Genomic DNA, 19366 nt, shown 5'->3' on the forward strand with positions numbered 1-19366 from the left:
TCGGAACTGGCGCAGCTGAGCGGGGGTGCGCGCGCCGTCGTCGTCGGGGCCGCACCCGCTCAGCGCGTGAGCGCCCAGCATGCGGTGGAGAGCATGCAGGCGACGAGTGCGGGAACGTACTTGCGCGGGTGGCGGATTACTTCGCGCTCGGACTTCCAATCGAGCAGCGGCCAGCGCCATTCCATGAGGACGGCGGCCAGGGCCGCGGATGAAGCCGTGGTGACCACGAAGGCGACGTCGTTGCCGAAGTGTGCGAGCGTTGGCTCGGGTCCGAACACGGCGACGGCACCGCATATCAGATACAGGGCCGCGAGTTGGAGGGCGTAAACGCATAGCGTGCGCCACGTGCGCGGGCAGGTCTTGACCACGAGCCAGGTGCTCGGATGCCGGGAGAAGTAGGCATTGAGCGGGGTGTTTTGCACCACCATGACGGCCCCGAGCGGCAGCGCGGCACCGTGGTTGTGGAGCATTGCGTTGAACAGCCAGCCGAAGGCGACCAGCGCGGCGGTGTTGATCTGCGTCATCCGGGAGCTCGCCAGCTCACCGAGTATGAGGCTGGAGGTGCGCGGTCCGGCTCTGCGCCGTCGTGCGGCGTCGTCAACCACCTCGAAGCCGAGCAGGAAACAGACGGTGCCCTCGACGGCGAGCATCACGGCCGCTGTGAGCGGACTTAGGACAATGCCAAGGACGATCCCCGCCGCCAATGCGATGAGCGCTCCCAGGCGATGACGGCGCGTGGGGCCGGTCCAGAGCAGGAGGACCAGGGGCGCCATTCCGAGGGCGAGCAGAGTCACCGTGATGGCATTGGGCCAGGTGATGCTTTGAGCCGTGGAGATGAACGCGATCACGGGTAGAACGACTTCAAGGAGCACCACCAGCGAACCGACGAGGTAGGCGGCACGCGCCAGGTCCCTGGCGGCGATCGGGAACCGCGTCACGTCAGGCCCGGCCAGCGTTCGCTGTGGACCCAGGTCCAGGCGATTGATGACATGGTTGCCGCCGTGGCCAAGAAGACCCCGGCGGAGGCGACCCGCAGGTTGACCACGACGCCCAGGTGCATGCCAACCCATGCCGCGACCGCCGTCAGGATCAGGCTGGACCATACGGTCCGTTTGCTGAGGAACTCGCCCGCCACGGCCCGAGCTGCCAGAGCGCTAGTTGACGAGGGCTGCGACAGCATCGGAATCCCCAGGAGTGTCGAAGGGGCCGCTGAGCCGGCCCGAGGAGAGCACGTAGAGTCGAGTGGTGCACCGGGTGAAGGACTCGGCGATGTGGGAGCTCAGTAGTACCGCCTGCCCACGTTCGGCGGCGGCGACTATGCAGTGGTAGAGATACTCCGTTGCCGAGAAGTCGAGGAAGTCCACCGGCTCGTCGAGGAACAGGATGTCGGCCGGTGTTTGGAAGGCGGCGATGAGCGCGGCCTTCTTTCGGGTGCCGCTGGACAGCTGTCCGAATGGGGTTGACCGATAGCCGCGGAAGTTGAAGCCGTCGATGAGTTCGTCGAGCAGCTGCGGGCGTTCTCGCTTCCCGTAGGCGCGGTCCAGGAAACGAATGAAGGTGTCCAATGACCAGGTGGGGAACGAGGCGTCGTTGGTTAAGGCGAAATAGCGCTGCTGTTTGAATGTGGGCGTATCCGGTCTGCATGCGCGTCCGCGGTACCGCATGGACCGGAGCTCGTAACCGCGGTGCGCGTCGCAGAGCGCCTTGAGCATGGTGGTTTTTCCGGCGCCGTTGACGCCCAGTAACCCCACGGCCTCGCCCGCATCGAGTGTCAGCGAGACATCGGTCAGGACGGGGGCGGAGCGGTTGTACCAGGCGCGCAGGCCGCTGACCTCGAGGACGTGTTCCATGATTACCTCCTCAACCGGGGTGAAGAGAAGAGCGGGGGAACGGGTGGTCAGTGTGGGGCTCGGGTCTTGGATGATCTGGGGCGCCCTAGAAGCGCGGCGGCGACAAACAGTACCCCTAGAACGAGGCTCGCGATAGCTTCGATGGTATTGCCGATCATGAGTGCTCGCACCGCCACCGCCAATGCTAGCAGGCCAATTATCGAGCGTACTGTGCGACGTGAGCGGGTGGCGGGTTCGGAGGGCATTGTTGATCACGCCTTTCAAATGCGGGTATCGCCCTTCATAAATGTATCAGATATGTAATGAAGGTGCAAGGCGTAGTGTTGAATTGGTCTTAATGTGGCGATGTTTAGAGGCGCTTCCGGTTTGCGGTTGTGGGGTTTGGCCGGGGCTGTGGGTGGGGGTGGTGGTTGGGGTGATGCGGGGGTGGTCGGGTCGGTGGGACATCGTCGGGCCGCCGAGGACGCTTTCCCGGGAGGTGTCCTTGAGGGCCGGGGCGTGTCCTCTAGCAGCCCCGCCAGGTCATCTGGACCGGCTCGTCGTGCTTGTGGATGTGGCGGCCGGCGTGTCGCCGGGTGAGGAGACCGGTGGGCCTGCCGGTTCGACACGGTGACCGTCGCCCGGCTGTCACTGATTGCACCGCTTTACCTGCCCGGACGCGAGCCGCCTAGCGCACATCGTTGAAATCATGCGGTTCTGTTGGCCAGGTTCCCGGCGCGTCCCAGCAAAGTGGTGCAATCTGTGACAGCTGGGAGCACCATCGGATGCTCGCGGGCGCTGCGCGTTTGTGGGTGTGGTGGTGCGGGCCCGCGGGTGGTCGCGCCCGGGCTCGCGGGTGGTCGTGCCCGGGCGCGCTGTTCGGCGTGCACCTGGCCGGCGGGTGGTCATGCTCGGGACGAGGAGGTCGTGCTCGAGCGTCCGGGCGGGCTCTGCGTGGGGCCTGCGAGGACGTTCTGGGGCTGACGAGGACTTGTGGCCGGCGGGGGGTGTCCTCGGGGCGGTGTCGCGGGCGTAGAGCGAGTGGGGTCAGCGCCAGGGGCAGATCGTTGGGTACGCCCCTTCGGCGTCTGCTACGCCAGTTTGACCTCCGCTGAAGGGCACAGATCCCTTCAGCAGACACCAAACCCGAGTAGTAAACCCCGAACCGGCGTAGCAGACGACGCCAGCGCAAAGCACGCCGGCGAACTGGCTCCCGGCTCCACCCACACCCTCGAACGCGAAGAGCCGGTTAACCGTCTGCTGCAAGGCTCCGAGGTGTACAGCAAACCGTTAAGTGACGTTGTTAACGCCCAACCGGCGTAGTGGAGCCCCCAGTCCACTCGCTCGCCAGCCCAGGCTCTCGACCGGCCCGTGGACACCACACCCACAAACCGGAAGAGCCCCTTAACGCGAAGAGACCGCTGAGGGTGCAACCGACCTCGGTACGTAAGATCTGCCGACTTCGGTACGTAAGATCTACCGACCTCGGTACGTAAGATCTACCGACTTCGGTACGTAAGATCTACCGACCTCGGTACGTAAGATCTACCGACCTCGGTACGTAAGATCTACCGACCTCGGTATGTAAGATCTACCGACCTCGGTGAAGGGGTTGCGGCGGGGCGGCGGGGTCAGCGGGCCAGGAAGAAGCGGGCGGAGGGGTCGTCCGTCTCCTCGTGGTAGGCGTAGCCGAGCCGGTCCATGTGCTCGGTCAGCTCGGCATCGTCCGGGCCGGCCTCGAAGGCCGTCAGGATGCGCCCGTAGTCGGCGCCATCGGTGCGGTAGTGGAACAGGGTGATGTTCCAGCGGGTCCCCAGGATCTCCAGGAAACGGGTCAGCGCCCCGGGGGACTCCGGGAACTCGAAGCTGAACAGCCGCTCCACCAGGCCCTCCGGGGCGCGCCCGCCGATCATGGAGCGCACATGCACCTTGGCGAGCTCGTCCTCGGTCAGGTCCACCACGCCGTAGCCGGCGGCCTCCAGGTCGGCGACGATCTCGCGGCGCTCGTCGCGTCCGCGAGTGAGCCGCACGCCCACAAAGATCCGGGCCGGTGCGCCCGCGGGGGCGGAGGCCGAGACCCGGTAGTTGAACTCGGTGACCGCCCGGCCGCCGAGCACGGAGGCGAAGCGCAGGAACTCGCCCTGCACCTCCGGGATGGTCACCCCCAGGATGGCCTCGCGCTGCTCGCCGATCTCGGCGCGCTCGGAGATATAGCGCAGCTGATGGAAGTTCAGATTCGCGCCCGACAACACGCAGGCCAGCCGCTCGCCGGCGAGGTAGTGCGCGGCCACGTACTGCTTCAGCCCCGCCAGGGCAACAGCGCCGCTCGGCTCCGGCACGGCGCGCAGGTCCTCGAACAGGTCGCGCACAGCGGCGGAGACCTCATCGGAGGAGACGGTGACCACGTCGTCGAGCAGCTGCGCGCACAGGCGGAAGGTCTCATCCCCGATGCGGCGCACCGCCACACCCTCGGCGAACAGGCCGACGTGCTCGAGCGTCACCGGCTCCCCGGCGGCCAGGGCGGCATTCAGGCAGGCGGACTCCTCGTGCTCCACGCCGATTACCTGCACCTGCGGCATCAGCTGCTTGATCAGCACGGCGATGCCGGAGACCAGGCCGCCGCCGCCCACGGGCACGAACACGCGATCCAGATCGGCGTCCTGCTGAATCATCTCCAAGCCAATGGTGCCCTGGCCGGCGATGACGCGGGGATCGTCGAAGGGAGCGATGTAGGTCAGCCCCTCCGCCTGGGCCAGGCGCAGCGCCTCGGCCTTGGCGGCGTCGAAGTTGTCCCCGCTCAGCAGCACCTCGCCGCCCAGGGCGCGCACGGCGTCGACCTTGATGCGGGGGGTGACGGTGGGCATGACGATCAGTGCGCGCACCCCCAGCAGGGAGGCGGAGCGGGCGACCCCCTGGGCGTGGTTGCCGGCGGAGGCGGTCACCACGCCGCGCTCGCGCTCGGCGTCGGACAGGGAGCGCATGGCGTTGTAGGCGCCGCGGATCTTGAAGGAGTGGACCGCCTGCAGGTCCTCGCGCTTGACCTCAACCGTGTTGCCCAGGCGGGTCGACAGCGTGGGCATCGGCTGTAGGGGGGTGTGCTCGGCGGCCTCATAGACGGGGGCGCGCAGAATCTCCCGCAGGTAGCGGGCGCCGTCCCAGGGGGAGTCGGGGTCGGCGTGGTTTCCGTTGCTTCCAGCATCGCTCACACTCTCAGCCTAACTGGGGGCCGGTGTTGGCATCGCAAGCCGTTCTAGAAGTCGAGTCGATGAGTATGAGCAAGCTCATTGAAGTGTCTATATGTAGACTGGGACGTATGACCTAGAGTCCGATCTGCTTGATTTGCTTCCAACTGTGCTTCCAAGGAGTACAACATGACCAAGATCGCCGTGATCACCGGTTCCATCCGCCCCAACTCCGTGGGTGGCCCCGTCGCCCAGTGGGTTGCCGAGAGGGCCAACACCGTTGCGGGCGTCGAGGCCACCGTCCTCGAGCTCGCCGACTTCAACCTGCCGGTCTTCGCCGAGGAGCTGCCCCCGATGGCCGCCCCCGCCAAGGACCCGGCCGCGGTGAAGTGGAACGAGACCCTGGCGGCTTACGACGCCTACGTCTTCGTGACCCCGGAGTACAACCACTCCGTCCCGGGCGCGCTGAAGAACGCGATTGACTTCATCACCCCGTCCGTGCTGGCCAACAAGGCCGTCGGCCTGGTCGGCTACTCCTTCTCCGCCGGCCACCGGCCGATCGAGGCCCTGCGCCTGATTCTGTCGAACTTCACCACCGGCGTGGTGGGGCCGCAGGTCAACCTGCACCTGGCCACCGACTTCGAGAACATGTCCAGCTTCGCCCCGGCCGCCTTCCACGACAGCGAGGTCCCCGCGATGGTTGAGGCAATCGTCGCCCAGGACCGGGCGCTGGCCGCGCTGCGCTGACCCCGCCCCGGCGGGGTTCAGCCCCGCGGCGCACGCTCAGGCAGGCCGCGCCCAACCTCCGTAATCGCCACTTATCCCTGCAATGGCGGGCGAAAGTGGTGATTATCCGGAGTGGGCCGGTAATGCGATAAGGGGTCTCCCGTGTGCGGCCGAGGTCGCGGCGCACACGGGAGACCCCTTATCCATTTTGAGATCATTCGAGAAACCGCATGATTCCGCGGTTTCCCCTGACCCGTAGGAAAAACGAGCGTGCGGGGCGACGCCGAGCGCCGCCCCGCACGCGCTCAGGCCAGCTTGAGCCTGCGGTAGCGGTTGACCGCCGCCGCCACGTCAACCATGCGCGGACGCACCAGGAAGGCCGGGCGGCGATCCAGCGCGTCCAGGCCCTCGTCGTCCAGCAGCGCGTCCAGGTCCTCCAGGCACTCGGCCAGCGTCGACTCCCCGTCGAAGCGCTGCTCCAAAAGCGCCCGCAGCGCGTAGGCCACGGCCTCCGCCTGCCCGGAGTCGACGACCCCGGCGACGTCGGAGATGTCGATGTCCTCCCGGTCCAGCGTGAGCGAGTCGGTGCCCCGTGCGCGCGTGCGTACCGGGCCGCGCTGGGTGCGCTGCGAGGGCAGCGGCACCCGCGGGGACTGCATGGGGAAGTCGGCCAGTGCCGTAGTCTCCCGCGGCTGTGCCGCGGCCACCTCGGCGGCACGCTGGGTGGCGTCATGCAGCACGTAGGAGTCCAGCAGCAGCACCCGGTCCGCCACGTCCAGGTAGTCCCCGGATCCGCCCATCACCAGCACCGTGGACACGCCTGCCTCGGCCAGCGCGCCCACGCGGTCCACGAAGGGAGTGATCGGCTCCTGGTCATCAGACACCAGCGTGCGCATGCGTGCATCACGGATCAGCAGGTTGGTGGCGGAGGTGTCCTCATCCAGCAGCAGCGCGGACGCGCCCGCCTCAATCGACTCCACGATGGAGGCCGCCTGTGAGGTCGAGCCCGAGGCGTTGGTGGTGGTGAAGGAGGCGGTGTCCCGCTCTCCGGGCAGGTGGGAGATGAAGGGGGTCAGGTCGACGCCGGTCACCGCCCGCCCGTCGGCGGCCCGCACCTTGACGGCATCGGGAACCGTGGCCACCAGCTCGCGGCCGTCGCCCGGGACGTGGGGGTAGACGCCCCGCTCGATCGCGCTCAGCAGCGTGGACTTGCCGTGGTAGCCGCCGCCGACGACGAGTGTTACGCCGGAGCCGATGGCGGTGCCGCGCACCTCGCCGGCGTGCGGCAGGGTCACGGTCGCCGCCAGCGAATCGGGGGCGCTCAGGGGGACGGCGCCCTCCTCCATGGGGGCGTTGCTGACGCCGGAGCGGCGCGGCAGGATCGAGTCGTCCGCAAGGAAGGACACCCAGCCGTTGTCGAGCACCGCCTGAGTCAGGGCCCGGTGGTCCTCCAGGGTGGCGACGTGCTCCAGCAGGCGCTCGGCCCGCTCCCCGGTCAGGTCCAGGGCCGCGTTGACCTCGCGGGTCAGGTCGTGGCTGAAGATGTTGGCGGCCTCCCGGCCGCGAATGGTGCGGCCGCGGGCCGGCAGCGCCACGCGGGCGCGGATCTCGATGATGACGCCTGCGGGGGCCTTGCGCTCGTTGTCGGCGTCGGCACCGGGTGCGTCCGCGTCGTCCGCATCAGCCTCGGCGTCTGCGGCGGAGGCTGCGGACGCGGGGGAGGAGGCCGACTCCGCGGCCGTGTCGGTTGCGGGGGCGGCGACCTCTTCGGGGTCGGCTGTCTGGGTTGAGCCGATGGCTGCGGCGAATGCGTCCGCTGTGTCCGTGTCAGTGTCCTCGGCGGGGGCCGTGGTCTCCTCGGCGGCGTCGCCCTCCTCGGACTCCGTGAGCACCGTGAAGAGGTCGACGACGGCGCTGTCCTGCCCGTCCTCAGCGGGTGAGCCGTCCGTGTTGGCGGCAGCGGCCGCAGCGGCGTCGGACTGGGCGTCGCCGTCGAGGGCGTCGTCGGACGGTGTGGAGACGATCACCGAGCAGCGCTCGAGGATCTCCTGCCCCGGTGCGGCGATCGACAGGTTGGTGCCGCGGAAGCCCCGGTGCAGCTCACGGGTGAGGAAGTCGGAGACGGCGATGCGCCGGTCGCGCGTGGACAGCAGGTCCGCGTCCTGCAGCAGCTTCAGGCCGGGCAGGTCGGCCGGGGCCTGGATGCGGATGCGCGTGGGCGGTGCGTAGGGGTCGGGCTGGACGTAGTCGACGTGCAGGGTCCAGCCCTCCGTGGCGCGGTAGTGGCCGATGGTGTCGCGGTAGGCGCCGTAGGGGCGGTTGTCCAGCACGTGCAGGTAGTCCACCAGGTCGCTGAGCGTGCCTGTGCGCGGGCCCTTGTCGTAGCGGCGGCCTTCGCGGCGGTCGTCGCGGCCGTAGCCCTGACCGCGACGGTCACGGTCATACCCCCGGTCCCGGCCGTAGCCGCGGTCGTAGCGGCCCTCGCGGTTGCCCTCGCGCCGGTCGCCGTAGCCGCGGTTGTTGTCCCGGTCGTAGCTGCGGTTGCCGCGGTCATATCCCCGGTTGCCGCGGTCGTAGCCGCGGCGGTCGCTGTAGTCGCGGTCTCGGTCGTAGCCCCGGCCGCCCCGGTTGTCCCGGTCGTAGCCGCCGCGGTCGTAGCGGCCCTCGCGGTTGCCCTCGCGCCGGTCGCCGTAGCCGCGGTTGTTGTCCCGGTCGTAGCTGCGGTTGCCGCGGTCATATCCCCGGCTGCCGCGCTCGTAGCCGCGGCGGTCGCTGTAGTCGCGGTCTCGGTCGTAGCCCCGGCCGCCCCGGTTGTCCCGGTCATAGCCGCCGCGGTCATCATAGCCGCGCCCGCCGTCGCCCCGGTAGCCGCGTTCGCTCCGCTCGCCCCGGTCATAACCCCGGTCGTTTCCCCTGTCATATCGGTCGTATCGGTCGCGACGGCTGCCGCGATCCCCGTAGCCGCGGCTGTCTGTGTAGTCACTGCGCTCAGTCATGCCCTGATATTGGCACATTTCCGGCGCAACTCCCGACGCGCGTGCCGACGACGGCGGGTCGCGCGTGCGCTCGCCCGGCTTACGAGGTGTTGCCGGAACCCATAGGGTCACCCCCATGACGCTCCTGTTCGCCCCGTCGACTTCCCTCCAAGTCCTGGCTGCTGCAGGGACCGTCGCAGCCGCCCCCGCGCTCGGGGGCCTGGTCTCTGCCCCGTTGGCGGTTTCCGCGTCCTGGTCCGGCTTCGCGCCCGCCGTCACCGGCTTCGCCACGGGGCTGGGGCTGATCGTGGCCATCGGAGCGCAGAACGCCAGGGTGCTGCGCCAGGGGGTGCGGCGGGAGCATGTGGGGCTGGTGGTTGCCATCTGCGCGCTCAGCGACCTGGCACTGATCGCTATCGGCACCGGCGGGATCGGCGTGGTCGCCCGCCTGGCACCGTGGGTGCTGGAAGTGCTGCGCTGGGGCGGGGTGCTGTACCTGCTCGGCTTCGCGATCTCCAGCTTCCGCTCGGCCATGCGCCCGGGCGCGCTTGAGCAGGAACAGGCGCGCCCGGCGTCGTCGGTGGCGCTGACCACCCTGGCGCTGACCTGGCTGAATCCGCACGTCTACCTCGACACCGTGCTGATGCTGGGCACGGTGACCAACGGCTTCGGGGCGGCCCGGTGGGTGGCCGCGGCCGGCGCCGGGGCGGCGTCGATCCTGTGGTTCACGGCGCTGGGCCTGGGGGCGCGGGCGCTGTCCGGGCCGCTGTCCAGCCCGCGCACCTGGCGGGTGCTGGACGTACTGGTCGGCCTGGTCATGCTGGGGGTGGCACTCCACCTGGCCCTGGGCTCCTGACCGGCGCGGCCGCGTCGCTCGTCCGCCCCCACTCACCGAGATCGGTAGATCTTACGTGCCGAGGTCGGTAGTTATGGCGTGCTGGTTTGGGCACGTCGGCGACGGGCGATCCATATACTTCCAGCCTGGGCTGCGAGGTGGCGGGCTGAGGAGGCAGTAATGGTGATGCCGCTGGTGGTGGTGCTTCCCGGGATCGGTGGCAGTGAGCTCGCCGACGACGACGGTCGTTCCGTCTACTCCATCAACACGCGAGCACTGCTGACCCGGATACTTGCCCCCGCGGCTTTGGATGCCTCACGTCCCTTGCGCGCCACAGGCCTGATTGGTAGTTATGGCCTGGCCTGGAAGCAGCTGATTACCGGATACGACGGATTGATGCGCGAGCTGATTGGCGCACTTCAGCTGCGCCCCGAGGTCGTCGCAACCGCGGGGCGGGACCAGCCGAACCCACTCGTCTCCCTACTGGCCTTCCCGTATGACTTCCGGCAGTCGGTGGGCGCCTGTGCGCAGGCGCTGGACCAGGAGCTGCGGAAGTGGCTTTACGGGCGCCCAGTGGTAATGGTGGGACACTCCATGGGCGGTCTGGTGGCCGCCTGTTGGTGGGCGCATCTGAGCGACGGCGTGGACGTCAAGGAGATCATCACCCTGGGCACCCCGTTCCGCGGGGCCACCAAGGCGCTCGACTTCCTCGTCAATGGCGTGCATGTGGGCGGACTCGGCCTGCCGGAGATCAGCACGGTGCTGCGGGGCTGGGACTCGGTGTTCGATCTGCTGCCGCATGCGCAGGTGATCGAGGGGAACAGCGAGAGGAACAGCGGGGGGAACAGGGAGAAGAACCATGACGGTCTCTACCCTTTCCAGCTGCCAACGGAGCTGATGGCGGCGGTGCCGGGATTCGCGGAGCGTGCCCGGCGGGCGTATGAGACCAATCAGAGTCTGCACAAGGCAATGGTCGCGCGTGCGGAGCGAAATGGCGGGCATCCGTTCACGCACTACTACTCGCAGGGGCACACCACGTCGTCGATGGCCCTGCTGGACGGGGACCGGCTCGCGGTCAACAAGACTGACCCCGACTGGGTGCCCCGAGGCTGGGAGGCGGGGGATGGCACGGTTCCCAGGTTCTCGGCGATTTCGCGGCTTGCCGAGCAGGAGCCGCGGGCGTGGCGCCGACTCGCGCGGCGGCACGGAGAACTGGTGGATGAGGTGGCCGTCGTGCAACATGTGCGCGACTACGGGCTCGCGCCCCTACCCGCGGCGGCCCGTGGCGGAAGCGAAGCAGAAGCCGCCCCTTATCTGCGCCTGGACCTGGATGAGGTGGTGCTGGCGGAGCGGCCGGTGCCGCTGCGCATCAGTGTGGTGAGTGCCGATGGCGAGCCGCTGCCGGCCGGCGAGGTGGCTGGCAGGGTCGCCAGGGTCGGCTTGCGTGCCGCGGCTGACGGAGACTCCTGGGCTGCGGAGTTGCCGCCGCTGTCTGAAGGACTGCATGAACTCAGGATCACCGCGACCGGTGTGCCCGGCGTGGACCGTATTACTACCCGAATGAGGATTGGAGCCGTGTCATGAGGGAACCTCTGCGCTGGGACTCCCAGGCCGAACCGACCGCCTTGGCGCAGGTGGTGCACGCGGGCTGGCTGCAGCGCCTGCTGCGTGCCGAGGATGCACGCCGATTTCCGGGGCCGGGCGGGGGCGTTGGGGTTGGGGCCCTGGCGCGTCGAGTCTTCGAGGGCTTCGTCGAGTTGGGCATCAGCTACGTGCATGAGCCCGCCGATTCCGGGCCCGGCACGCAGTTGCTGCGCCCGCTAGATGAGGTGGTGTCACTGCACCAGGCGACCTGCCTGGATATGTGCGCGGCCTTTTGCAGCGCGGCGCTGGACGCCGGGGTCTACCCGCTGATCCTGACAATTCGCAAGGAGGGGCGGCGGCACGCACTGGTGCTAGTGCCGCTGGAGCGGAACTGGTCCAGGGGCTGCGAGCCGGTACTTGAGGCTGGCTTCAGCAGCGAGGTGCTGACTGTCGATGGTGCGCCCGTGGTGCAGCTGCTCGCGGCACATCCGGGTGATGCCCTGGCCACATGGCTGGCTGTTGATGTGCAGCAGGCGAGTACCGTGGGCGGCTCGGTCGGCGACTGGGAGAGTGCCCTCGACCGCGGGGCGGAGTATGTGCGCGACTGGCAGTGGGAGGTCTGCGTTGATGTTGGGGGACTGTGCGCGCAACGACGTGCGGACGACTCCTTGCCCCCGGTGGTGCGGGCGGGGGAGGTGCTGGCGCAGGCGTATACGGAGCTGCCGCAGGACTTCACCGCCCTGCAGCTGATTCGGAGCCGGTACAACGTGGTCCCCTTCTGCCCGCGGCCGGAGCTGGCCCAGCTGCGCGAGTGGGCGCTCAGCACGGCGGAGGCGGGAAGCGCCTCTGCTGGCTCCGCGGGGGCGAGGACGGCGCCGGACCTCGCCATTGCCGTGGTGGCGGGCGCGGGCGGTACGGGGAAGACGCGTCTGGCCGCGCAGCTGTGCCACAGTCTCTCGGCCATCGGCTGGTGCACGGGCTTTGTGCCCAGTACCAGCGAGCTCACCGAGGCGGACCTGGAGGTCTTGGCGGAGCTGACCACGGAGCTGCTGATCGTGGTGGACTACGCCGAGGAGGCCCGGAAGGAGCAGCTGGCCACCCTGCTGCGGCGCCTGCGGGAGCGGAGGTCGCCCACGCGCATTGTGCTCACCGCGCGGGGCACGGATGTGTGGTGGCAGCAGTTCCAGGAGGAACTGGTGCAGGACGGCATCCGCCTGGGGCGGACGCTGATGATCGCCGGCCTGGGGCGGCACCCCGACTCCCCACTGCTGTTCCGCAAGGCGGTGCGCAGGTTCTCTCAGCGGCTGGGCCTGCCTGCGCCCCAGAAGCTGGAGGCGCCTGCGGAGCCGGGGACGACGGCGCTGGAGGTGGTGCTGCGGGCCTGGTTGGCCGTGGTCGGGCAGGTCGGCGAAGCGGAGGTGCCTGATAGCTCAGTGGGGCGAGAGGCGCTGTTTGACCGCGTTCTGGATGTGGAGTTTGCGCGCTGGAAGCAGTTCCCGGCCCTGGGCGAGGTCAGTGCTGTGCAGCTGCGGCGGGCGGCGGCGACCGTGAGCCTGCTGGCTCCGCGAGGAGAAACCGGGGTTGATGAGGTGCTGTCTCGCCTGCCCGAGTGGGCCGGTGCTCCGCGGGAGCGGAGCCGCTTTGCGGAGTTGCTGACCACGGCGCTGCTGCGGCCGGCAACTGCTGGTGAGGGGGTGTATTTGCAGCCCGACCCGGTGGCGGATCACCTGATCTGCTCGGAATTTGGCGAGGACCCGGGACTGCTTGAGCACATTCTGCCCGCTGACCTGGAGAGCGATGAGCGCCTGCGGCAGGCGGTCAACGCCTGCGTGGTTCTAACACGCGCGGCCGGCGCTGACCAAGCGGTGGCACAAAGCCTTGCGAGCGCTGCCCTTCACACGCGCTCACAGCTATGGCGTGAAGCGCTGGACGTTGCACTCACACAGGGAGGTCCCTTCGCAAGTGCGCTTGATGAGCTCGCCAAGTCCGGCTACGAACTGCCCTTCGCTGAGATTGATGCCGCAATCCCCCTCGGGCATAGTTGGCTCCGAGGCCTGGCGGTGACAGCGGCGCGCCGCTTGCTGGAGGCCGGGGGCCAAGAACCGGCGCGCCGGGCCGCACTACTCAACAACCTGGCGAACAGATTGTCTGAGGTGGGTCGGCGGGGTGAGGCTCTGGGGGCGGCTCGTGAGGCGGTGGGGCTGCGGCGGGTGCTGGCCGAGCAGGACCCGGCTGCCTTCACCCCGGACCTGGCGATGTCGTTGAACAACCTGGCGAACATGCTGTCTGAGGTGGGCCGGCGGGGTGAGGCGCTGGAGGCGGCCCGTGAGGCGGTGGGGCTGTACCGGGGGTTGGCTGAGCAGAACCCGGCCGCCTATGCCTCGGGCCTGGCGGGGTCGTTGAGCAACCTGGCGAACATGCTGTCTGAGGTGGGCCGGCGGGGTGAGGCGTTGGAGGTGGCCCGTGAGGCGGTGGGGCTGTACCGGGGTCTGGCCGAGCAGAACCCGGCCGTCTTCACCCCGGACCTCGCGACATCGTTGGGAAACCTGGCGATCATGCTGTCTGAGGTGGGCCGGCGGGGTGAGGCGCTGGAGGCGGCCCGTGAGGCGGTGGACCTGTACCGGGGTCTGGCCGAGCAGAACCCGCCGCCTTTACTCCGGGCCTGGCGGGGTCGTTGAGCAACCTGGCGGCCAGGTTGTCTGAGGTGGGCCGGCGGGGTGAGGCGCTGGAGGCGGCCCGTGAGGCGGTGGACCTGTACCGGGGTCTGGCCGAGCAGAACCCGGCCGCCTTTACTCCGGGCCTGGCGGGGTCGTTGAGCAACCTGGCGGCCAGGTTGTCTGAGGTGGGCCTGCGGGGTGAGGCGTTGGTGGTGGCTCGTGAGGCGGTGGGGTTGAGGCGGGGTCTGGCCGAGCAGGATCCGGCCGCCTTTACTCCGGGCCTGGCGGGGTCGTTGAGCAACCTGGCGGCCAGGTTGTCTGCGGTGGGCCTGCGGGGTGAGGCGTTGGTGGTGGCTCGTGAGGCGGTGGGGCTGTACCGGGGTCTGGCCGAGCAGAACCCGGCCGCCTATGCCTCGGGCCTGGCGGGGTCGTTGAACAACCTGACGGCCAGCTTGTCTGCGGTGGGCCTGCGGGGTGAGGCGCTGGAGGCGGCCCGTGAGGCGGTGGGGCTGCGGCGGGTGCTGGCCGAGCAGAACCCGGCCGCCTTCACCCCGGACCTGGCGATGTCGTTGAACAACCTGGCGATCAGCTTGTCTGAGGTAGGTCGGCGCGATGAGGCGCTGGAGGCGGCCCGTGAGGCGGTGGGGCTGCGGCGGGTGCTGGCCGAGCAGAACCCGGCTGCCTTCACCCCGGACCTCGCGACATCGTTGGGAAACCTGGCGAACAGATTGTCTGAGGTAGGCCGGCGCGATGAGGCGCTGGAGGCGGCCCGTGAGGCGGTGGACCTGTACCGGGGTCTGGCCGAGCAGAACCCGGCCGCCTTCACCCCGGACCTGGCAATGTCGCTGAACAACCTGGCGATCAGCTTGTCCGAGGTAGGTCGGCGCGATGAGGCGCTGGAGGCGGTCCGTGAGGCGGTGGGGCTGTACCGGGGTCTGGCCGAGCAGAACCCGGCCGCCTATGCCTCGGGCCTGGCGGGGTCGTTGAACAACCTGACGGCCAGCTTGTCTGCGGTGGGCCTGCGGGGTGAGGCGCTGGAGGCGGCTCGTGAGGCGGTGGGGCTGCGGCGGGTGCTGGCCGAGCAGGACCCGGCTGCCTTCACCCCGGACCTGGCGATGTCGTTGAACAGCCTGACGGCCAGCTTGTCTGAGGTAGGTCGGCGCGATGAGGCGCTGGAGGCGGCCCGTGAGGCGGTGGGGCTGTACCGGGGTCTGGCCGAGCAGAACCCGGCCGCCTATGCCTCGGGCCTGGCGGGGTCGTTGAACAACCTGACGGCCAGCTTGGCTGAGGCGAGCCAGCGCGATGAGGCGTTGGAGGTGGCCCGTGAGGCGGTGGGGCTGTACCGGGGTCTGGCCGAGCAGGACCCGGCCGCCTTCACCCCGAACCTGGCGAGCTCGTTGAACAACCTGGCGAACAGCTTGGCTGAGGCGAGCCAGCGCGATGAGGCGTTGGAGGTGGCCCGTGAGGCGGTGGGGCTGCGGCGGGGGTTGGCTGAGCAGGACCCGGCCGCCTATGCCTCGGGCCTGGCGGGGTCGTTGAACAACCTGGCTAAGTTCCTGTCTGAGGTGGGGCAGCGGGGTGAGGCTCTGGAGGCGGCCCGTGAGGCGGTGGGGCTGTACCGGGTGCTGGCCAAGCAGGATCCGGCTGCCTTCACCCCGGAACTGGTTATATCGCTTCACGTCCTGGCGAGTCTTCTAGCGGAGGGCGGCAACGACGAGGAAGCGCTTTCGGTGTTCACGGCGCACAGCGAGAGCTTCAGCCCCTCCACCCGCGCCCGCCTCCTGCTCGCCCGTGCCAACTGGCGCGCTCACGGCAAGGCAGAAGACCTGGTCCAAGCGGCCCAAATGGCGGACGACTCGGACGATCCGGCGCTACTCGGCCCGGCCCGCCGCGAGGTAGCACAAGCAATCCGGACTGCCGAGGTGGACATTCACCCAGAGGCGCTTCCGGCCTGGGCATTGCTGCCCCCACAGGACCCACGGATGGAACTGCTACAGGGATGGCTGAAGTGTTCGGACATCTCCGAACACGCAGACTTCCTGGAATGGAACTGCCCCGATCCCACAGCGGATGACGTGGCTTTCTACGCTGCCGTCGCCGAGCTGTATGCGGACATCCCTGCGATCGGGGTGCTGGCGCAAATGGTTGAGAACATCGCGGAGACGGGCATCGAGCCGGTGGCCGAGCAGCTGCGACTCGTTGCACGTGCCGATTCGCTTGCCCAGCGCTGGCTGGGCGCCCACCAGTCCGGCAGCGGCAGCAGCTTCCTGCGCGAGCAGCTCTCCGCCGCGGACGGAACACCTCGGGACCAGCCTGCCTGGGAACGGAACCTGTCCCATCCACAGATGCGCGACGCCGTGACTTCCGTACTGGATGACAATCTCCCAGAAGCACTGGCCCAGCGCATGCGCGCCGTACTGGACCTCGCTTTGCTCGCCGACCCGGAGCTCGCCTATGCGGTCCACGACAGCTCCGAGGGTGCGGAGGATGCCCTCCAAGAACTGCTCGAGGCCCACAACTGGCGAGCACTCGCGGCGGCGGTGAAGGTGCGCGCGGAGCTATCGGAGGGCACCTACGGGCGCGTAGCCCTGGCGGTTTCCGCGGCTGCGGCAGGTGATGTGGACGAGGCCCTCACGCGTGTGCAACCCGTCTGGCAGGGGGACCCGGTAGACTGCCGCCTTATCGACGACCTCCTCGCACATGCGGCGCTCGACCCCGAGTGCCCCGAGGGCCTGACCGAACTCCGCACCCGCCTGTCCGCCCCCACTCACCGAGATCGGTAGATGTTACGTGCCGAGATCGGTAGATCTTACGTGCCGAGGTCGGTAGTTATGGCGGGCCCGGGCGGCCCGAACCCGCCAAACGCGGCGTACTTGAGCGCCTGCACGGCGACTTCTACACCGCCTCGGGCGGCAGCACCTCCGTCTGTGCGGGCACGTTCGCGATCCCGATCGGGCAGGTGATCCCGTTGGGGCCGTGGTTGCAGTAGCCGTCGGGGTTCTTCTCCAGGTAGCCCTGGTGGTAGTCCTCCGCCAGGTAGAAGGGCCCGCCGAACTCGTCGTACAGCTCCGTGGCCGGGGCGATCGTGGTCACGCAGGTTCCGCGACCCAGCCGGGTCAGCTCCCCCTGGAAGGCGGTGCGGATCGCCAGGGCTGCATTGGCCTGCGCCGACGTCGTCGTCCACACCGCCGAGCGGTACTGGGTGCCGACGTCATTGCCGTGCCGGTTCAGCTGCGTGGAGTCGTGGTTCTCCCAGAAGGTGCGCAGCAGGCTCTCACCGCCCTGCCCGCACACGGTCGGGTCATAGGCCACGCGCACCGTCTCGGCGTGACCGGTGGCGCCGGTGCACACCTCCCGGTAGGTGGCATTGGGGGTGGTGCCGCCCATGTAGCCGACGGCGGTTGCCACCACGCCGGGCTGGCGCCACAGGAAGCGCTCCACGCCCCAGAAGCAGCCACCCGCCAGATAAATGACCTGAGTGCCCTCGGGCCACGGTCCGTCCAGCGGCGTGCCCAGGACTACATGCTCGCCCGGGCTTGGCAGGAGGGTGGTCTCCCGGCCGGGAATCTGAGGATTGCGGGACGGGCGGGGCGTCGTCGTGCCTGACTGTGCGGATACTGCCATGGAGGCGAAGCTACTCGAGCGAACTGGGCGAGCACAGGACGTCCCAGGGGTGTACGCCGGGAGCGTAGGCGCGGAAAACGACGGAATAGGGCGGATACCCGCGTAACGAGCGAACTGGGGCGGGACGCCTCCCGGGAAGGGGCGCGCCCCGCTCCCACCGCGATGGCCGGGAACGGGGCGCGAGACCGATGCGCAGCGGCGAGTCAGAGCGCCTTGACGTCGACGATCTCCGCGGTGATCTCCCTGCCGTTGGGCGCGTTGTAGCTGACCGTGTCGCCGGCGCGGTGGCCCATGAGGGCACGCCCCAGGGGAGCGTCGGGGGAGAAGACCTTGACACCCTCGGGGACGTCCTCGGTGATCTCCTGCCCGCCCAGGGCGAAGGTCTGCTCGCGGCCGGCCACCTTCGCAGTGACGATCGTCCCCGCGGTGACGGAGCCGTCGAAGGGGGCGGCGCCGACCTGCGCGTGCTCCAGCATCTCGGTGAGCGTGACAATGCGGGCCTCGTTGAGCGAGGCCTCCTCGCGAGCCGCGTGGTAGCCGGCGTTCTCGCGCAGGTCGCCCTCCTGGCGCGCGGCCTCCACGCGCTGGGCGATCGCCTTGCGCTCAACGCTCTTGCGGCGCTCGAGCTCCTCGGTGAGTCGGTCGTACGCCTCCTGGGTGAGCCAGGTGCCCTGCTGTTCGGTGGTCTCGTCGGCCATGGTTCCTCCTTGCGAACGGGCGGCAGTAATCCTCAGAAATCCTCAGGTGCTGTCTGGATATAAAGGGCGAGTCTATACGCTCCCGCCGGATCGTGCCTCGGCGGCCGCTGCATCGACGACGGCGTCCTTGCCGTTGGCCCGCCTCAGCCGCTCCTTGCTGCGGGCGTCGTAGCGGGCGAGCGCCCCGGGGGAGAGGGTGGAACGAACACGCTCCCGCTCCGCCTCGACGTCGAACGCGGCCAGCGGCCAGGAGACCTCCTGGTCGGCCAGGGCGTGCAGCAGCAGCTCGGTGACCACCAGCCGCGTGTACCACTTGGAGTCCGCAGGCACCGCATACCACGGAGCCGTCTCGAAGGAGGTGGCCGGCAGCATCCGCTGGTAGATCGCCTGGTAGTCGAACCACTTGGCGCGCGTGCTCAGGTCCGACGGCGAGTACTTCCAGCGCTTGTCCGGGCGGTCGATGCGCTCCAGCAGACGCAGCCCCTGCTGCTCGTGCGAGATCATCAGCGCCACCTTCAGGATCGTGGTGCCTGCCGCGATGAGCTCCTCCTCAAAGGCCCGGATCTGCTCCACGCGCTCAGTGAAGGCGTCGTCGTCGAGCATGCCGCTGGCTCCGGGCACGAGGATGTCCTCGTAGTGGGAGCGGTCGAAGAAGCCGATCATGCCGGGGTCGGGAACGGCCTTGCGGATCCGCCACAGGAAGTCGTGCGCCAGTTCCTCCTCGGTGGGGGCCTTGAAGGCCTTCAACTGCACGCCCTGCGGATCTACCAGGCCCATGACGTGGCGTGCGAGCCCGCCCTTGCCGGAGGTGTCCAGGCCCTGGGCAACCACGAGGATGCGCTTGGGGGAGCCCTCCCTTGAGGCGGCGAACAGGCGCTCCTGCAACGAGGCCAGCAGCGGCGTGGCCGCCTCCACGTAGGTGGCCGCCTCCGCGTCGCCTCCCTCCCATCCGGGGGTGGCCGCGTGTTCGAAGGACGCCAGGACGAAGGAGGGCCCTACGCGCAGGGCCTCGCGCGGGTCGCGGGACCAGCGGCTCACATCGCGCAGCGGGCCCCGGCGATGGTGGTTGTGTGCGGAACTGCCGTTCTTGCCGTTCTTCTTGGGCATCTCGGTTCCCCGTCCTGTACCGGTCGCGTGGATCACAGCGTAGCTGTGCGCGGGTCTGCCTCTCGCACACGACTTCGCCTCTGAGACACGCGTTTTCGGCGCTTTGCGGGTGTTTAGAGCGTGTAGAACTCCAAAACACGTGTTCGTGG

The 19366-nt window shown here is 69.0% G+C and carries 13 protein-coding genes; 5 read left to right on the forward strand and 8 right to left on the reverse strand.

Annotated features, from left to right (window positions below; translation table 11 throughout):
• Positions 1-59: 59 nt before the first annotated feature.
• The 4 genes from E4J16_RS03055 to ilvA all read right to left on the reverse strand — a co-directional run bounded on the left by E4J16_RS03055 (position 60) and on the right by ilvA (position 5035).
• A complete protein-coding gene (locus E4J16_RS03055) occupies positions 60-938 on the reverse strand; it encodes a hypothetical protein (protein WP_136313226.1) in 879 nt (292 codons plus the stop codon).
• Positions 935-1180: a hypothetical protein gene (locus E4J16_RS03060; protein WP_136313227.1), complete on the reverse strand. Its 246-nt coding sequence runs from the start codon at positions 1178-1180 to the stop codon at positions 935-937. Before E4J16_RS03060 ends, E4J16_RS03055 begins: the two co-directional genes overlap by 4 nt.
• Positions 1155-1850, reverse strand: a complete 696-nt coding sequence (locus E4J16_RS03065; protein WP_136313228.1) for an ABC transporter ATP-binding protein — start codon at positions 1848-1850, stop codon at positions 1155-1157. The genes E4J16_RS03060 and E4J16_RS03065 overlap by 26 nt, the downstream gene beginning before the upstream one ends.
• 1610 nt (positions 1851-3460) lie before the next feature.
• On the reverse strand, positions 3461-5035 hold the full coding sequence (ilvA, locus tag E4J16_RS03070) for a threonine ammonia-lyase, biosynthetic (RefSeq protein WP_136313229.1): 1575 nt from the start codon (positions 5033-5035) through the stop codon (positions 3461-3463).
• A 165-nt stretch (positions 5036-5200) separates the two neighbouring features.
• Between ilvA and E4J16_RS03075 the strand changes: the two genes are divergently transcribed.
• The gene (locus E4J16_RS03075) at positions 5201-5758 is read left to right on the forward strand and encodes an NADPH-dependent FMN reductase (RefSeq protein WP_136313230.1); all 558 of its coding nucleotides are present in this window, start codon (positions 5201-5203) and stop codon (positions 5756-5758) included.
• 284 nt (positions 5759-6042) lie between these two features.
• Here the strand turns inward: E4J16_RS03075 and E4J16_RS16170 are convergent, their stop codons facing one another.
• Positions 6043-8733 (reverse strand): P-loop domain-containing protein, encoded by a 2691-nt coding sequence (locus E4J16_RS16170; protein WP_240038246.1) that lies wholly within the window; start codon positions 8731-8733, stop codon positions 6043-6045.
• 115 nt (positions 8734-8848) lie between these two features.
• Between E4J16_RS16170 and E4J16_RS03095 the strand changes: the two genes are divergently transcribed.
• The 4 genes from E4J16_RS03095 (at position 8849) to E4J16_RS03110 (ending at position 16571) form a co-directional block, all read left to right on the forward strand.
• The gene (locus E4J16_RS03095) at positions 8849-9568 is read left to right on the forward strand and encodes a LysE/ArgO family amino acid transporter (protein WP_136313231.1); all 720 of its coding nucleotides are present in this window, start codon (positions 8849-8851) and stop codon (positions 9566-9568) included.
• Positions 9569-9727: 159 nt separating this feature from the next.
• Positions 9728-11131, forward strand: a complete 1404-nt coding sequence (locus E4J16_RS03100) for an esterase/lipase family protein (RefSeq protein WP_136313232.1) — start codon at positions 9728-9730, stop codon at positions 11129-11131.
• Positions 11128-13809, forward strand: a complete 2682-nt coding sequence (locus tag E4J16_RS03105; protein ID WP_136313233.1) for a tetratricopeptide repeat protein — start codon at positions 11128-11130, stop codon at positions 13807-13809. Before E4J16_RS03100 ends, E4J16_RS03105 begins: the two co-directional genes overlap by 4 nt.
• Positions 13806-16571: a tetratricopeptide repeat protein gene (locus E4J16_RS03110; protein ID WP_136313234.1), complete on the forward strand. Its 2766-nt coding sequence runs from the start codon at positions 13806-13808 to the stop codon at positions 16569-16571. The genes E4J16_RS03105 and E4J16_RS03110 overlap by 4 nt, the downstream gene beginning before the upstream one ends.
• Before the next feature lie 112 nt (positions 16572-16683).
• On the opposite strand, the gene msrA is transcribed toward E4J16_RS03110, so the two are convergent.
• The 3 genes from msrA to E4J16_RS03125 all read right to left on the reverse strand — a co-directional run bounded on the left by msrA (position 16684) and on the right by E4J16_RS03125 (position 19217).
• Positions 16684-17412, reverse strand: a complete 729-nt coding sequence (msrA, locus tag E4J16_RS03115; RefSeq protein ID WP_136313235.1) for a peptide-methionine (S)-S-oxide reductase MsrA — start codon at positions 17410-17412, stop codon at positions 16684-16686.
• A gap of 203 nt (positions 17413-17615) precedes the next feature.
• The gene (locus E4J16_RS03120) at positions 17616-18110 is read right to left on the reverse strand and encodes a GreA/GreB family elongation factor (RefSeq protein WP_136313236.1); all 495 of its coding nucleotides are present in this window, start codon (positions 18108-18110) and stop codon (positions 17616-17618) included.
• Between the two features lie 72 nt (positions 18111-18182).
• Complete coding sequence (locus tag E4J16_RS03125; protein ID WP_136313237.1) at positions 18183-19217, reverse strand: PPK2 family polyphosphate kinase; 1035 nt, start codon at positions 19215-19217, stop codon at positions 18183-18185.
• Between the last annotated feature and the right edge of the window lie 149 nt (positions 19218-19366).

The organism is Actinomyces procaprae, from assembly GCF_004798665.1.
Classification (GTDB): domain Bacteria; phylum Actinomycetota; class Actinomycetes; order Actinomycetales; family Actinomycetaceae; genus Actinomyces; species Actinomyces procaprae.

Bases quoted from the DNA above. Each gene is read 5' to 3' on its own strand.
- E4J16_RS03060 (WP_136313227.1), bottom strand. From the start codon at position 1,180: ATGCTGTCGCAGCCCTCGTCAACTAGCGCTCTGGCAGCTCGGGCCGTG.
- E4J16_RS03065 (WP_136313228.1), bottom strand. From the start codon at position 1,850: ATGGAACACGTCCTCGAGGTCAGCGGCCTGCGCGCCTGGTACAACCGC.
- E4J16_RS03075 (WP_136313230.1), top strand. From the start codon at position 5,201: ATGACCAAGATCGCCGTGATCACCGGTTCCATCCGCCCCAACTCCGTG.
- E4J16_RS16170 (WP_240038246.1), bottom strand. From the start codon at position 8,733: ATGACTGAGCGCAGTGACTACACAGACAGCCGCGGCTACGGGGATCGC.
- E4J16_RS03095 (WP_136313231.1), top strand. From the start codon at position 8,849: ATGACGCTCCTGTTCGCCCCGTCGACTTCCCTCCAAGTCCTGGCTGCT.
- E4J16_RS03100 (WP_136313232.1), top strand. From the start codon at position 9,728: ATGGTGATGCCGCTGGTGGTGGTGCTTCCCGGGATCGGTGGCAGTGAG.
- E4J16_RS03105 (WP_136313233.1), top strand. From the start codon at position 11,128: ATGAGGGAACCTCTGCGCTGGGACTCCCAGGCCGAACCGACCGCCTTG.
- msrA (WP_136313235.1), bottom strand. From the start codon at position 17,412: ATGGCAGTATCCGCACAGTCAGGCACGACGACGCCCCGCCCGTCCCGC.
- E4J16_RS03120 (WP_136313236.1), bottom strand. From the start codon at position 18,110: ATGGCCGACGAGACCACCGAACAGCAGGGCACCTGGCTCACCCAGGAG.
- E4J16_RS03125 (WP_136313237.1), bottom strand. From the start codon at position 19,217: ATGCCCAAGAAGAACGGCAAGAACGGCAGTTCCGCACACAACCACCAT.